General features: G+C 49.7%; 11 protein-coding genes. 6 read left to right on the top strand and 5 right to left on the bottom strand.

Annotation, left to right across the window (positions count from 1 at the left end):
• Window positions 1-513 precede the first annotated feature (513 nt).
• From QUA36_RS19900 to QUA36_RS19890, 3 genes are all read right to left on the bottom strand, one after another.
• Entirely contained in the window at window positions 514-696 is a 183-nt protein-coding gene (locus QUA36_RS19900; RefSeq protein ID WP_015175752.1) for an NfeD family protein, read from the bottom strand.
• A gap of 79 nt (window positions 697-775) precedes the next feature.
• Window positions 776-964 carry an NfeD family protein gene (locus QUA36_RS19895; RefSeq protein ID WP_333158673.1) on the bottom strand — a complete coding sequence of 63 codons (189 nt, stop codon included), beginning with the start codon at window positions 962-964 and terminating at the stop codon, window positions 776-778.
• A 29-nt stretch (window positions 965-993) separates the two neighbouring features.
• Window positions 994-1200 carry an NfeD family protein gene (locus QUA36_RS19890; protein ID WP_333036967.1) on the bottom strand — a complete coding sequence of 69 codons (207 nt, stop codon included), beginning with the start codon at window positions 1198-1200 and terminating at the stop codon, window positions 994-996.
• A gap of 214 nt (window positions 1201-1414) precedes the next feature.
• Between QUA36_RS19890 and QUA36_RS19885 the strand changes: the two genes are divergently transcribed.
• The 3 genes from QUA36_RS19885 to rodA all read left to right on the top strand — a co-directional run bounded on the left by QUA36_RS19885 (window position 1415) and on the right by rodA (window position 5755).
• Window positions 1415-3826 (top strand): tetratricopeptide repeat protein, encoded by a 2412-nt coding sequence (locus QUA36_RS19885; RefSeq protein ID WP_333458822.1) that lies wholly within the window; start codon window positions 1415-1417, stop codon window positions 3824-3826.
• A 61-nt stretch (window positions 3827-3887) separates the two neighbouring features.
• Window positions 3888-4235, top strand: a complete 348-nt coding sequence (locus QUA36_RS19880) for a VOC family protein (RefSeq protein WP_333158678.1) — start codon at window positions 3888-3890, stop codon at window positions 4233-4235.
• 260 nt (window positions 4236-4495) lie between these two features.
• Window positions 4496-5755 (top strand): rod shape-determining protein RodA, encoded by a 1260-nt coding sequence (gene rodA, locus QUA36_RS19875; RefSeq protein WP_333158680.1) that lies wholly within the window; start codon window positions 4496-4498, stop codon window positions 5753-5755.
• A 269-nt stretch (window positions 5756-6024) separates the two neighbouring features.
• Here rodA and QUA36_RS19870 read toward each other — a convergent pair whose 3' ends face one another.
• Complete coding sequence (locus QUA36_RS19870) at window positions 6025-6225, bottom strand: hypothetical protein (protein ID WP_333458821.1); 201 nt, start codon at window positions 6223-6225, stop codon at window positions 6025-6027.
• 116 nt (window positions 6226-6341) lie between these two features.
• Window positions 6342-7709: a proton extrusion protein PcxA gene (locus tag QUA36_RS19865; RefSeq protein ID WP_333458820.1), complete on the bottom strand. Its 1368-nt coding sequence runs from the start codon at window positions 7707-7709 to the stop codon at window positions 6342-6344.
• A 52-nt stretch (window positions 7710-7761) separates the two neighbouring features.
• Between QUA36_RS19865 and QUA36_RS19860 the strand changes: the two genes are divergently transcribed.
• The 3 genes from QUA36_RS19860 to QUA36_RS19850 form a co-directional block, all read left to right on the top strand.
• Window positions 7762-9972, top strand: coding sequence for a recombinase family protein (locus QUA36_RS19860; protein ID WP_333458819.1), 2211 nt, complete (start codon window positions 7762-7764; stop codon window positions 9970-9972).
• 379 nt (window positions 9973-10351) lie between these two features.
• Entirely contained in the window at window positions 10352-13636 is a 3285-nt protein-coding gene (locus QUA36_RS19855) for an Ig-like domain-containing protein (RefSeq protein WP_333458818.1), read from the top strand.
• A 34-nt stretch (window positions 13637-13670) separates the two neighbouring features.
• Window positions 13671-15015: calcium-binding protein (locus tag QUA36_RS19850; protein ID WP_333458817.1), on the top strand; the 1345-nt coding region annotated here is incomplete at its 3' end.

Here is a 15015-nt window from a genome sequence, read left to right as displayed (position 1 = left end):
ACAGCATATTCCATGTTTATGAAGGGCCCCCGCCTATCGATCTATCCCCACCGTAGGGACACGGCGAAAGCCTTTGTCCCTACTTGATAAACCTGGAATACGCTGTATAAGAAAAGAAAGGGTGTGAGGGTCTTGAATAGAGAGCGACTTATTTTGCTGATAAGGAAGCTAATCTTGATCGCTCAAGCCATATTATTTCCCTAGGAACTAATGGTTTTGGTCTCGAAGATTCCCCCAGTGCTGTTGCTAAAGGTGACTTTAACGACATCACAATCAGTATGAAATTTAATTTTGCCGATCCACCTTTTGCGGTATAATAGACATGATAAATTTCTGCTAAAGATTGGTTTTACTTAATTTTGGGATAGCCCAACCTCGCGCTTATGCTTTCAGATAAAAGTGTGAGGTTGGTCATCCCAATAATGGCTCTATGAGATTTAAATTCTGTCTTCTATCTTCAGCGTAAGTGCCTTTTGCCTTCCGATAACTCCCCGCCTACAGATTGTTTCCCAACTACGCCTCAACTATCAGAGTAATGTTTTCAAGTCTCACGACGCGAACAACTTCACCGGGTTGCAAAGTTATTTCTCGAACGCACTTGGCAGGCCACCAACTGCTTTGAAATCGCACACTGCCGGACTGATTTGGTTTAATTTCTTCTTCAACGATCGCTCTTTCTAAATGGCTGACAGTCATGATTACTTTCTCCTGCTTCTAGGTTGGCCTGAACGTTGGGATGCTATAAACTTATAGCTCGACTCCCTAACCCCTTGATTTATAACGACGCTTCAACTATCAAAGTAATATTGTCAATTCCGACTACGCGAACTACCTCACCAGGCTCAAAAGTCAGGTCTCTATCGCACTTCGCCGGCCACCAACTGTTTTGGAAACGAACGAGACCGGACTCATTAGGTCGAATTTCTTCATCCACGATCGCTTTTTCGGAATTGTCAAAATTCATGATTGCTTACTCCCGATTGTAGATTTCCCTTAACTTTCAGAATTGATCGCAAACGACGCTGCAACGATCAAAGTAATATTTTCAATTCCCACGACGCGAACCACCTCACCGGGTTCAAAAGTCATGTCTCTATCGCACTTCGCTGGCCACCAACTGTTTTGAAAACGAACGCGGCCGCATTCTTGAGGGCGAATTTGTTCATCTACGATCGCTGTTTCAACATCGTTAATAGACATCGCTGCTTGCTCCTGAATATAAACTCGACTCGATCGGTGTGTAAGTTAGAAGCTTGTCTGTCAACTTCCCCTCCACACTCAACAGTATCCCCGGCCAACCTCGGCCGTGTCAGTCGGTAAAAGTCTATACAAGTCAAATGTTTGAGCGTGTAAGCGAGTCGGAAAAAGTCTGTTAAAGTTGTCTCAGATGGGTAACGCTAAACCTGGTGACTAAATGGAAGCCGATCGTGCACTGGATTTTACCAACTCGTTACTTGTGGCTCGAAACCTGAAAACTCTCGACAACCTTGACAGCGCTATCTTTCGCGAAGCATGGATGGGAGTGCAAGGCAGGACGTACCAACAGGTTGCAGATAGTGAAGGATATGGAGTAGGGACTGTTAAAGATGCCGCCTCTAATTTGTGGAAGCGGCTTTCAGCGCTGTTTGGAGAAGGCGAAAAAGTTAAAAGAGACAACCTTCAAGCGGTTGTAGAACGGTATTGGCGCAGCTACTCGACAGTAGAACCGCAGTCGGGACAAACTGTTCCGGCCCAAGTATCTCTCGGACTTGATGCGGATTTGGAAATCGAAAACCCGAACTTTTTGGGCCGGTTCGGGGCGATCGAAGATCTCAATACTCTTGTCGCCCAAGGTGCTAAAGTGATTGTCATCCAAAGTGCCGGCGGTATCGGCAAAACAACTTTGGCCAGACAGTATCTCAAATCTCAAGGGTTCGATCGAACCATTGAACTGTTGATGGCAAAAGAGACAGAAAACATCACAGCCTTGGAAAGCGTGATCGAAGAATGGCTCAAGCAAGACTTTCAGGAAGAACCAGGGCCAGACTTTGGCGTCACCCTGGGGCGGCTGAAGCGACAGCTTCAGACTCACAAAGTCGGCGTATTGATTGACAATTTGGAAGCCGCACTCGACGGACAAGGTAAGTTTATTGAACCCCACCGGCTTTACGTGGAACTGTTGCGAGTTTTGGCTGACGCAGCGGTGCAGTCGGTAACGCTGATTACCAGTCGCGATCGACTTTGCGATTCTGATGTCACCGTCGAACACTACTTGCTTCCGGGATTAGATGTGGAAGTTTGGCAGCAATTTTTTAGCTGCCGCAACATCAATATAGATGATGTCGCCCTCAAGGAAATGCACAAAGTTTACGGCGGCAATGCTAAAGCAATGGGCATTATTTGCGGCACTATCCGAGAAGATTTTGACGGAGATATGGCGGCTTACTGGCTGGAAAACAGCCAACATCCGCTCGTTGAAACTGACTTAAAAAATTTAGTTACCAGTCAATTTAACCGCCTCCTCGAACTCGACCCTGAAGCCTATCAACTCCTCTGTCGCTTGGGCTGTTACCGCTATCAAGACGTGCCGACAGTCCCTACTGACGGACTTTTGTGCTTGCTGTGGGACGTTCCCGAAGCCGGACGCCGACAAATCATTAAATCGCTGTTGCACCGATCGCTAGTCGAGTCTCAGAAGGGCGAATACTGGCTGCATCCAGCAATTCGGGAAGAAGCGGTCGATCGGCTCACGCCCGGAGACTGGGAAACTGCAAACCGCAAAGCAGCCGAGTTCTGGACAGAGAGTGTTGAAAATATTGAAACTGTAGAAGATGCCCTGAAAGCTTTTGAAGCTTACTATCATTATGTGGCAATTAGCTGTTTCGAGCAGGCCGCGAGCGTCATCCTCAAAAAAATCAATATCCAGTTTGCCCAAGATTACAAGCTCGGTAGAGCGCTCTACAAATTAGGTTTCTTGCAGCCAATAATTTCAGCAACTACTCGCATCGTCAACAATGTGACTTCTGATTATTATTTGAGCGGTTTATACAGTCTTTTAGGCATTTGTTATCGGATATTAGGCGAAATCAATCAAGCCATAGAATGCCATCAAATGTCAGAAATAAAAGCTACTAAATCTTTGCAAATTATAGCGAAAAGCAGCGAATCTGAAAACGGCAAACAAGCTAATCTGGAATTTTGGAAAGTTAACGCTGCAATTAATATAGGTTTTTGTCAAATAGAAATGCGGGAATTGGAATCAGCTATGGAGATATTTGTCAAGCTGAAAACTTCGCGAGACGAAATTGGGAGTAATAGCTATTCGATCAATGTCGGGTTAGCTTTCCTCAACTCCTGTATCGGAGCCAAAAAAGAGGCGGAAGAGCTCGCCGAAAAACTTTATGCCGATCGGGAAAACAGTCAGTTGGTAGGTACGGGATACAAGTTAGTTTTTCTCGCCGCCACCTATCAAAACCTGGGAGAGACAGAGAAAGCTTTGAGCTTGTATCGCCAAGCGATCGCCCAGGCCGACCAAAACCAGTACAGCACCATCAAAGCCAAAGCTCTCAGTGGTATAGCAGCGCTGTACCGAGAACGGGGAGAATTTGACCAAGCCCTGCAGCACCATGCAGAAGCAATAGAAATACTTGATCGAGCCAGCGCTAAATTAGACCGAGCCGAAGCTTGCTATCAACTAGCACTAACAGAACAAAAACTTGGTAACATCGAGAAAAGTCAAGAAAATTTTGAGCGCGCCATTCAACTGTTCAGCGAAATGGACGCTAGCAAACAAGTAGAAAAAGCCCAGTTAGCCGCCACAAAAAAAACAGAAAAAATACCTAATTAATCGAGCAACAAATCAGAAAATAGATACAATAAATGAAAGAACAACCATAAAGTTTGTAGATATGAAACTAAAACGATTGGGACACGTAGCCGTCTGCGTGCAAGACATAGAGAAGTCTGCTGAATTCTACCGCAACTTGGGTATGGAGTTAGTCTGGAAAGATGCAGACTGGGCTTATTTGAAAGCAGGAGAGGACGGATTGGCGCTGTTGAGTCCGAGTTACGACCAAGCAGGGCCGCATTTTGGGTTTGTATTTGACGATCGCGCCGAAATGGAATCGGCTTACCAACAACTCAAAGCCGATGGTGTTTCCGTCACCCACATTCACGAACACCGCGACGGTACTGCATCTTTTTACGGCAGAGATCCAGATGGGAACGGCTTCGAGTATCTTTACGAACCGGCCTGACTATTTTCGGACTTGCGGATCGCGATCAAACTAAATCCGCGTAAGGTGCGCGGCCTGGCGCACCCTACATATTAGTGTGTCCGCGCACGATGCGGCCCGTTGCTGACGGCCCGGAACCTCCCTAACACTCGCCGAATAAAGTTACATACTTACACCGACGCTTCTACAGTAAGGTGCAGGCTGTGAATCTGAAATATATCCACAAGTTCCGAAAATCAGCTCGATAATCTAAAATCTAAAATCTAAAATCTAAAATCCTCATGTTGCAGAGAATACAAGTCAGAAACCGCTGGAAATCAATCTTCAAACCCTGGGAAGAAGCAGACCCTTGGCTGTTGGCCGCTTGCATCGCCCTCACCATCTTCGGGGGAATCATGATCCGCAGCGTCGAAATCAACCAGGGGCTGATCGACTGGTGGCGGCACTGGGTAACTGGGGCAGTCGGTTTGTTCCTCGCCATCATCATTTCCCGCTGCCGTTACCAAATACTGCTTGAGTGGAAATGGCCGATTTACATATTAATCAATTTGTCGCTGATCGCAGTGCGTTTTATCGGTACTACAGGGCTCGGTGCCCAGCGGTGGATCAACATCGGCGGCTTCTACCTGCAACCGTCAGAATTTGCCAAAGTAGGCATGATTGTCACTTTAGCAGCTCTCCTGCATGACAAGACTGTTCCCACGGTGGGCAATATGTTGAGGATGCTGGCGATTATGGCCGTACCCTGGGGATTGATATTTGCCGAACCAAATTTAGGTACTTCCCTAGTGTTCGGCGCGATCACAATGGGGATGTTTTACTGGGGTAATGTCAATCCCGGCTGGCTAATATTGCTATTCTCTCCTCTCATATCAGTTCTCTTCAATAACCTGTCTACACCGATTTGGATAGCCTGGGTAGTTGTTGCGGGTATTATCGCTTGGCGAACCCTGCCTTGGCCCTGGTTAGGGACTTTCGGTGCTGTGTTGGTGAACGTTGTTTCTGGACACCTCGGACATATTTTTTGGAATGTACTCAAGGATTATCAAAAAATGCGCCTGACAGGGTTTTTAAACCCTGAGAAAGACCCTTTAGGCAGCGGATATCACTTGATTCAATCTCGGATTGCTATTGGCGCTGGGGAACTGAAGGGCCGGGGTTTGTTTCAGGGAACGCAAACTCAGCTTAACTTTATTCCCGAACAGCATACGGACTTTATCTTTTCAGCTATTGGCGAAGAATTGGGTTTTATTGGCTGTATTGGCGTGTTGTTGGTGTTCTGGATAATTTGTTTCCGGTTGGTGACGATCGCTCAAACTGCTAACGATAATTTTGGTTCTTTGCTGGCGATCGGCGTACTGTCAATGTTGATTTTTCAGGTGTTCGTAAATATTGGGATGAACATTGGCTTGGCGCCGGTTACGGGCATTCCCCTGCCTTTCCTAAGTTACGGGAATGCGTCGCTGCTGAGTAATTTTCTCGGCCTGGGGCTGGTGGAGGCGGTGGCAAGCCAGCGACAGCGCAAGAAGCGTTGGAATTAGGTCATTGGTAATTGGTTCTGGGAATGCGATCGCCCTTTTGATTTCTTTCGAGAAATTCTGCGGGCGATCGTATTTTTTTTCATCTCCCAAGGTGCATCTAAGTTTTACGGTTCCTGAGCCGAGCTTTTATGACAGTCAAGCAAGTTTGATAAAATTCTTGTGGTGCGCGCGCGAGAACCCGCCCCCCAATAGAATTTAGAGGCCCAACACCTTAAGTACATCAACTTAATTAAACCACTCCTGACGCAAACAATAAATGGTTTTGTGCGCTATGGGTAAGCCACTTTGTGTGCAGTGAACGCCCTACTGAGGACGTTCTTAATGCCTGAAACCATTGCTCTTATTACATCTTTTTTTCCTTCTTCCTTTCTTCTTCCTTTCTTCTTCCTTCCGACGGACATCGGACTGACATCCGTTTCATCCGTCGAGCCAATCCGTTGCCGAACTTCCGACTTCCATCGGACTGGCATCCGTTACATCCGTTACATCCCGTACATTGCTCGTTGCCGAACTTCCTTCTTCATGACATCCGTTACATCCGTTACATCCGTTAAAGAATCCATTGCCGAACTTCTTTCGCCTCTGATTATTCGTTCATGTTCTTGTACGTAGCAACAGCCGAAGGCGAACTCCGGTTTAAATAACGGAATATCCAATACTTAAATACCGTATCCAAGATCACTGGAAAAGTTGCAATGAACAAAAATATGAACTGCCTATTTTCTGGTAGTCCCAAATGCCTCGATAAACCTTCGAGAATTACTTCCCAACCATGAGGCGAGTGGAATCCGACAAACACATCTGTAAACAAAATAATTACGAAAGCTTTCGCACTGTCGCTGAGGCCGTAAATCACATCGTCCATGAAAGACTTTAAAATCTCAATCTCTTTCTTGTTAGTGACGATAATCGTGGCAAAGGCAACGCAGGAGATCAAATCGGAAAAAATATTTTTAATAGCTCCACCACTTTCACCGCGGTATTCCTCCGCTATTTCAACTGCTTTCTCGGCAATCTTCTTTTCCGTTTCCTCTAAAGAAAGCGACGGAGCAATGCCTATTAACCTTTCAAATTTGAGGTGTTCCTCAAATCTTTGCAGTTCTTCTAATGCTTCTTCTTCCAGGTTAACATTTAGGAAAACTGGAGCATTTTCTTGACCTCTAAAATGGTCAACTACCGGGCCGACTAGAAAGTTTTTGGAAATTTGATTCGTCAACAGCGGAACTAAAATCAAAAGCAAAATAAATCTCAGAGAAATAATTGTTTTTACTTTGGAATTGCGGAAATTCTTAACTACTTCTTTTTCTGCTTCCGGGTCTAAATCTTTAGTAATTCGATTCAAAGTTCCCAAAAGCGATCGCGGTAATAAATTCACTTCTTCATAGTTAGTGTCAACCTCACCATCGTGAATTTGAACAGAATTAGCTGAACCTTTATTTCTTGTGTCAGGTGGAGAGCTGCTATTTGTAGATCTTGCCTGCACATTTACTGAACTGACAACCGGAACAATTGCCGTCGATCTACTATTATTAATATACTTGTCGATGACTCCATCAATAAACTCTAGCTTCTCAAATACAAGGGAGGCTCTATCTTTATTATTGATGTGTAATCCGTGCTGGTGAGGCTCAGCGCTTTGCCCCCTTTTCGGTTTTGCCCCCACTCGCTCCGGCAGTTCCAAAAAAGAACGGCTAGCATTAAACTCAACCATTCTAGTTTGGATGACCTTGAGGTATTTTTGCAGTTCGGATTTAAAGTAAGACAGGGTGCTTTGTCCGTAATCTCCCGACGATCGCTCAGAGATTCCTTGACCCCCAAAATGCTCGTCTTCGATCGCCTTAATTGCTAACGCAGCATCGTAGGCCTGTTCTATAGCCCTCTCAGGGGTTTCTCGATACCATTGGTGAAGGCTGTAGAGATATTTTACAATCCTGTTCCACGGAGAAGTATTCATAGCTAAAGCTTGTTAGTTGACTGTAGACATTAGTGATTAAAGTATTCACAGTATGGTAACAAATTTACCTAAATTGGGAACCGAGGTCTCGGATTCAATTTGGATTGTCGGATCTGCCCGAAGCGGCAAAACCACTCGTTTAGTCGAGCAGTTCTGCATTTGGAGCAAAACTGTCAAGCCTTTGCCTGCAACAGTTTCAGGGCGATCGAGTTCCGGGCAGCGGCGGGCTGGACAAACTGCCCCAGCAATTTTAGTCTTAGCAGCTAACGGAGACAACCGGCTAGAATTGGCCGATCGCATCGCCGTTGCTACCGAAGGAAAATATACCTTTCACTCCACAACGCCCTTCGGTTTTTTTGAGCAGGAAGTATTGTTATTTTGGCCCCTGCTAGTTCAGTCGCTGAATTTGAGGGCTCAATTTCCCCTACGGCTGCAACCTGAAACAGAACTGGAACTTGCCGCGAGACTCTGGCGTCGCGAATTAGACGAAGGGATTTTGCAAAAAACAGGGGTAAGTCCAAACCGAATGGTGCGTCGAACTCTAGACTTATTACAACTTGCTGCTGTCAGCGGTACGCCGAGAGAAGAGATTCCCAGCATTCTAGAACAGGGATTTGCTGGTGACGGTGGCTCGACCAACCTGTGGACTAGCATGAGAGAGTTGCTGGAAAGGTGGCGGGAATGGTGCTTGACGCGGGGGTTCCTGACTTACGGGATTGTTTGCGAACTCTACTGGCGCGATTTGTTGCCGGATGCCACTTATCAGCAGCATTTGGCCTCTAGATATCAAGCTGTGATCGCAGACGATGTTGACGATTATCCGGCGATAAGTCGCCATTTGTTCGATCGAATGCTCGACCAAGGTGCAGCGGGGGCTTTCTCCTACAATCCAGAGGGAGGAGTGCGTTTGGGCTTGGGGGCTGACACGGAATACCTGGCCAGACTCGAAGACCGCTGTCAAAGCGTGGTAAATTTGGACGCCAAAGCCGGTTTAGCCCCAGAGATTGGAGATTTAGCGGTAAGTTTAGCAGTTAATACTGAGGGTTTTTATCCTCTAGGCTTGAGTTTGCCCGGTAAAGTTCGATCGCTCCAAACCACTTCCCGGGCTCAACTGCTGCGAGAAACCGCCGAAATCATCGTGGATGCGGTGAAGTCACAAGCCGTGGAACCGCAGGAAATCGCCGTAATTGCCCCTGGGATGGATGCGATCGCCCGTTACAGTTTAACGGAAATTCTGGCGCGAGATGGTATCGCCGCCGTATCTCTCAACGATCAGCGCCCCCTCTCGACTACCCCAGAGATTCGAGCTTTACTCACTTTGTTAGCCTTAGTTTATCCGGGACTCGGCCGTTTAGTCGATCGAGACGGCGCCGCCGAAATGCTAGTAGTGTTGGGCAGCCAGAAACACCGTTCATTGGAAACAGAAGATTCTAACTCGACGTTCAATCTAAAATCTCAAATTCACCATCAAAAATCGATCGACCAAGTGAGAGCAGGTTTAATCGCCGATCACTGTTTTTGCCCAGATATCGATCGACCTCAATTGCTGCCAATTACAGCTTTTCCCCGGTGGGACAGACTGGGACACCGAGCAGCCAGGGCCTACGAGCAGATTGTGGAGTGGATCGAACAACAGCGATCGCAACAGCAGGAGCGGCTGTTGCCGAGTCCAATTGCCCTGCTCGATCGAGCCATCCAGAAATTTCTCATGAACGACAGATACCTCCCCTACGATCGGCTAGCAGCCCTGCGCGAGTTAATGGAAACCGCCACCCACTACTGGGAAATCAACGGGCGAATGCAGCGCGTAGAACCAACAAACGGCGGCGACTCAGAAACGATCGCCCGGTTCATCCAGTTGTTGCGGCAAGGAACCGTCACCGCCAACCCCTTTCCAGTGCGTCCAGAAGGCCCAGCAGCCAGAGCCGTCACCCTCGCCAACATCTTCCAGTACCGCAGCAGCCGCCGCGCCCACAAGTGGCACTTTTGGCTGGATGCCGGCTCGCCCCTGTGGCTAAGCGGCGGTGCGGCGACATTGTTTGGCGCTCCCTTATTTTTGCGATCGCAACAGGGGCGTCCCTGGGAAACCGAAGAGGAAACAGCGGCCGACCAACAGCGACTGCGGCGAATTCTGCTAGATTTGTTAAGTCGCTGTTCCCTGCTTTACCTGTGCCACAGCGAACTATCCGTCAGTGGACAAGAACAAACCGGGCCGCTTCTGCCCCTAATTAACAGCTCTGTTTCTTGTCAGCAGTCAGCATAAGGCATTCGCTTCTGCAGGCAAGAGGCACAGATGTATTCAGCATTGGACATTCGGAAAGAAAAAATTATGACGGCGAAGATTTTTATTTTTTCTGATTCTGGATAAATACACCGGGCTCACTCCAAGCCCGACTTCTACGTTCTATCGAAATGGCGCGATATTAAAGTATACCCAACATAGGCATCAAAACGTGCAATCATTAATATTTTGATATCAAAAGATGTCCCGCTTAAAAAATATCTATAGCCGTGGCAGTTTTGATTTAGTATGTTAGAAATGATGGGGTTATTAATCAATTTTAAGCCAGATTGGTGGCAACAAACTGATACTAATCAGTTCTTAAAGTAAATCGGGATCGTCGTTTAAAGGAGCCAAAATAATGCCAAGTGCAGTGCCATTAGTAATTATACCACCTCCAACACCAACACCAGAACCAGAACCAGAGACGCCAACACCAGAGACGCCAGAGCCAGAGACGCCAACACCAGAGACGCCAACTCCGACTCCGACTCCAACACCTCCAACACCTCCCTCCGGGGACGACACAATTGGCGACATAGACGACACAGGGGGCGGAGGCCAAGGTACCTCGCCCGGAATCATCGGCGGCGTAGTCCGTGGCACCGAAACCAACGACTCCTTAGCTGGCAGTCCCGGCCCCGACGTGATTTCCGGGCTGCAAGGCAACGACACCTTGCAAGGAGTCCGAGGCGACGATTTACTATTTGGCAACGACGATGACGACGTGCTGTTCGGTAATGAGGGCAACGACGTTCTTGACGGCGGTTCAGGACTCGATACCCTGTACGGAGGCAAAGACAACGACTCCATCGAGGGGGCAAATAACCCTGACCTGCTGTATGGCAATGACGGCAACGATACGGTAATCGGAGGCGAAGGCAGAGACACGGCTTACGGCGGAAAAGACAGCGACAGCTTGCGTGGAGGTTCTGGCGACGATAGCTTTTTGGGCGATCGAGGCGACGACATCCTCTGGGGCGACGAAGGCAACGACTCGCTCTTCGGTGGCGATGGCGAAGACTTGGTATTTGGCAACGAAGGAGGCGACTGGCTCTACGGAAACGCCGGCGGGGATACATTTTTTTCCGGCGACGGCGACGACATCGTATTCGGCGGCGACGGTGATGACATCGTGGACGGCGGTGCTGGCAATGACGTTCTTTGGGGCGAAGCAGGCAAAGACGTAGTGGCAGGAGGCGAAGGCAGAGATGTCTTCGTCATCGGCGCCTTCAGTTCCCCCAGCGGCAGCAGCGACGGCACTAACGCGGCATTTCTCACCACAGGCGGCCCCGACATCGCCGATGCCGACATTTTCACAGACTTTCGCCAAGGCGAAGATTTAATCGGGTTAACCGGCGACCTCAAGTTTGAAGATTTGGTAATCTTCCAAAGCACTGAGACGAAAGCCGGCAGTACGATTATTCGCAACGGCGTCAGCGGCGACTTTTTAGCAGTATTGCCCGGAGTAGACAGCAGAACCCTAGGGCGAAGCTCATTTGTAATTGCCCCCACAGTTCCCGGCAGCGCAACTCCGCTTCCCCTACCGACGCCGACAGACAGTCCGACACCTACAGGAAGTCCGACGCCGACAGGAAGTCCGACACCGACGCCGACACCAACGCCGACACCGACGCCGACACCGACGCCAACACCGACACCAACACCGCCAGACGAGCCGGTGCCGATGTTCCCCGGGTCGCCGACGCCGACAGGAAGTCCGACGCCGACAGGAAGTCCGACGCCGACAGGAAGTCCGACGCCCATCTTTAACCAACCTCCAAGAGCAGTTAACGACAACTTCACCACGGTTGCAGGTGAAGAACTCAGTTTCAACGTTCTGTTGAACGACACTGACCAGGAACAAAGCGCTCTGACTGTCACGACTTTTGCTCCAGCAAACAAAGGGAGCCTGGTTCCCGTGGGCGGCGGCGTATTCAAATACACCCCGAATCCGGGCTTCTCGGGTACTGACAGCTTCAGCTACTCGATCTCAGACGGCAGCGGCGGCACAAGTAAGGCGGTAGTAACCATCAACGTCAGTAACCCGCCGCAGCTAATAATTAACGACGGTGTGGTGGTTGCCAAAAGTAATCCTACCCAGACAATTACTGCCGCCGATTTGTTAGTCACAGATCCCGACAACAGCCCCTTGGAAATCGTTTACACGATTACTAAAGCCCCCGATGCTACCAGAGGTTTTGTCCAAAGGGGTAGCACCTTTCTCAACGTGGGCGGCAAATTCACCCAAGACGATATCAACAACAACATCGTCAAATACAACTTGCTGGCAGCAGGTGGCAGCGACAGTTTCACGTTTACAGCCTCCGACGGGTCTGCAACTATCGGGCCGGCATCCTTCAGCATCACGGTGGTAGATAATATTGTCGATCGCAGCGCACTCCCGGCCAGCAGCTTTACAGGCAGCAACCTCAGCGACTTCATCCTCGGCGGGGCAGGCGACGATACCCTCGCTGGGGGCGACGGCGACGACCTGATCGATGGTAATGGCGGCAACGACCTCGTATTCGGTGAAGCAGGCAACGACTCGCTGGTGGGTGCGATCGGCAACGACACCGTTGACGGCGGACTCGGCAACGACACCGTTGACGGCGAAGACGGCATAGACTCGCTGATCGGCGGACTGGGCAACGACCTGATGTTCGGCGGCAATGACAATGACAACCTCTTGGGCGGCGACAACAACGACACCATTGATGGCGGAACAGGCAATGACTCGATATTGGGAGAATCCGGCGAGGACTCGATACTTGGTGGCGCTGGGATCGACACCTTACTTGGTGGCATTGGCGACGACTCCCTCGACGGCGGTGCCGGCGACGACATCCTCGACGGTGGATTGGGCAGAAACTTGCTCGACGGCGGTATCAATAACGATTTCATCTCCGGCGGCGACAACGATGACACGATTTTGGGTGGACAAGGCAACGACACGGGACTCGGAGGTTCGGGCAATGACTACGTGTTGGGCGAGGCCGGCAGCGACTCCCTCGACGGCCAAGCGGGCGACGACACTCTCGATGGCGGTGCCGGCAGTGACTGTCTCAGCGGCGCCTTCGGCAATGACTTGGTATTGGGCGGCGATGACAACGACTCGCTTTCCGGCGGTGCAGGCAATGACATTTTGGGTGGCGGTGCCGGTTCTGACTTGCTCACGGGCGATGCTGGCAATGATTTCTTCTACTATGAAACTCCCAGCGAAGGCGTGGACGTGATTGCTGACTTTAACGCTAACGGCAGCGAGACCGACAGATTTTTGTTCAGGTCGTCAAATTTCGCAGGTTTAACCAACTCAGGAACTACTCTCGATTTCACCAGTTTTATCGTCAGGAATATTGGGTCTAGCGGCGACGACATCAGCAAGCAATCAGTCATTTTGTTTGAATCTAAATTTGATAACGCTCAAGCAATAAATGCAGTGTTGAAGAATCAAAAGGGTTCGAGCAAAACGGGAGCTTTCTTCGTGTACCTGAACAATACTTTTAACAAGTACGTTCTCGGCTTCGACCCGAATGTGGCAGATGACAGTCTCCCAGCTTTCGATTTGGCAGTGTTGAATTCTATTCCTACAGTGCCCGGAGCGCTCAGCACAGTCATTACTGCATCTGACTTTAAGTTTATTTAGTAGTTTTTGAGTAGCGTCGCAAGGAGGCGGAACAATGGCAAGTGCAGTATCACTAAATTTTCTCGAAGGGCGGCTACCCGAGGAGAACGAGGATACTTTGGATAGCGGGACGGTGCCGCAGCCTACGCCGTCGTCGGGCACGGAGCCGATGATGACGGGCACGGAGCCGATGATGACGGGCACGGAACCGATGATGACGGGCACGGAACCGATGATGACGGGCACGGAACCGATGATGACGGGCACGGACATTTCGGTAACGCCTGTGCCGCGGCCACCTCTGACAGTTCCCACGCCTCCCCCAGAGCCACTTTTTGTCGATGGCTTAGTTGTCGCAAATGAGGGCAGTAACTATTTAATCGGCAGCTTGTTCAATGACACGATTGCCGGGGGTGCCGGCGACGACACGCTTCTGAGTCGGGACGGAGACGATCTACTCAGGGGCGAAGACGGTAACGATTATCTCAACGGTGGCGCTGGTAAAGATTTTGTTGAGGGCGGGCGTGGCAATGACACGGCGCGGGGTGGCAAAGGCGATGACTTGGTTTCTGGCGACGAGGGCGGTGACGTAGCTTTTGGCGACCAGGGCAACGATATTGTCTTGGGTGCTGAAGGCAACGACTCGCTGTACGGCGGTAAAGGCAATGACTGTCTGCGCGGTGGTGGGGAGGACGACCTGATTTTGGGCGACAAGGGCAGTGACACTGTTTTTGGCGACACGGGTAATGACTGCCTGATCGGCGCTGCGGGCAATGATATTTTGTTGGGCCAGGAGGGCGGGGATGTCATCACCGGCGGTATTGGTAACGATACTGGTGATGGCGGCGAGGGTGATGACCTGATCTTCGGGGGCGACGGCAATGATTCTTTGTCTGGAGATGCTGGGGATGATATTCTTTCGGGCGATCGCGGGTCTGATACTCTGACAGGAGGCGACGGATCGGATATCTTTGTTCTCGGTAGGGTGGGCACGTCGCCTGATGGCAACGGGTTTCTTACTACTGGCGGCCGCGAAATCGGCGATGCTGATGTAATTAGAGATTTTAATGCGGGAGATTCGATCGGTCTGGCTGGAGGTTTGAACTTTACAGAGTTAGAAATTTTCCAGGGCCAAGGCTCGAATTCTAGCAACACGATTATTAGGGACAGGCAAACTGGGGAATTTTTGGCGGTTTTGATTGATGTTCGATCGAACTCGCTAGATGAATCTAGGTTCACTACAGCTCAAATACCCCGCGTAAACGACAATCCCTTCACCATTGAGGGGACAACCACGAGTCCCACAACGGGGACAACCACGAATCCCACAACGGGGACAACCACGAATCCCACAACGGGGACAACCACGAATCCCACAACGGGGACAACCACGAATCCCA

This window comes from Microcoleus sp. Pol10D4 (assembly GCF_036701555.1).
Taxonomy (GTDB): domain Bacteria; phylum Cyanobacteriota; class Cyanobacteriia; order Cyanobacteriales; family Microcoleaceae; genus Microcoleus.
The sequence above is the reverse complement of the archived record's forward strand: the minus strand, read 5'-3'. Positions and strand labels throughout refer to the sequence as shown.

Excerpts from the sequence above, each read along its gene's own strand:
- rodA (WP_333158680.1), top strand. The coding sequence starts at position 4,496 with ATGTTGCAGAGAATACAAGTCAGAAACCGCTGGAAATCAATCTTCAAA.
- QUA36_RS19890 (WP_333036967.1), bottom strand. The coding sequence starts at position 1,200 with ATGTCTATTAACGATGTTGAAACAGCGATCGTAGATGAACAAATTCGC.
- QUA36_RS19860 (WP_333458819.1), top strand. The coding sequence starts at position 7,762 with ATGGTAACAAATTTACCTAAATTGGGAACCGAGGTCTCGGATTCAATT.
- QUA36_RS19855 (WP_333458818.1), top strand. The coding sequence starts at position 10,352 with ATGCCAAGTGCAGTGCCATTAGTAATTATACCACCTCCAACACCAACA.
- QUA36_RS19880 (WP_333158678.1), top strand. The coding sequence starts at position 3,888 with ATGAAACTAAAACGATTGGGACACGTAGCCGTCTGCGTGCAAGACATA.
- QUA36_RS19870 (WP_333458821.1), bottom strand. The coding sequence starts at position 6,225 with ATGCCAGTCCGATGGAAGTCGGAAGTTCGGCAACGGATTGGCTCGACG.
- QUA36_RS19865 (WP_333458820.1), bottom strand. The coding sequence starts at position 7,709 with ATGAATACTTCTCCGTGGAACAGGATTGTAAAATATCTCTACAGCCTT.
- QUA36_RS19900 (WP_015175752.1), bottom strand. The coding sequence starts at position 696 with ATGACTGTCAGCCATTTAGAAAGAGCGATCGTTGAAGAAGAAATTAAA.
- QUA36_RS19895 (WP_333158673.1), bottom strand. The coding sequence starts at position 964 with ATGAATTTTGACAATTCCGAAAAAGCGATCGTGGATGAAGAAATTCGA.
- QUA36_RS19885 (WP_333458822.1), top strand. The coding sequence starts at position 1,415 with ATGGAAGCCGATCGTGCACTGGATTTTACCAACTCGTTACTTGTGGCT.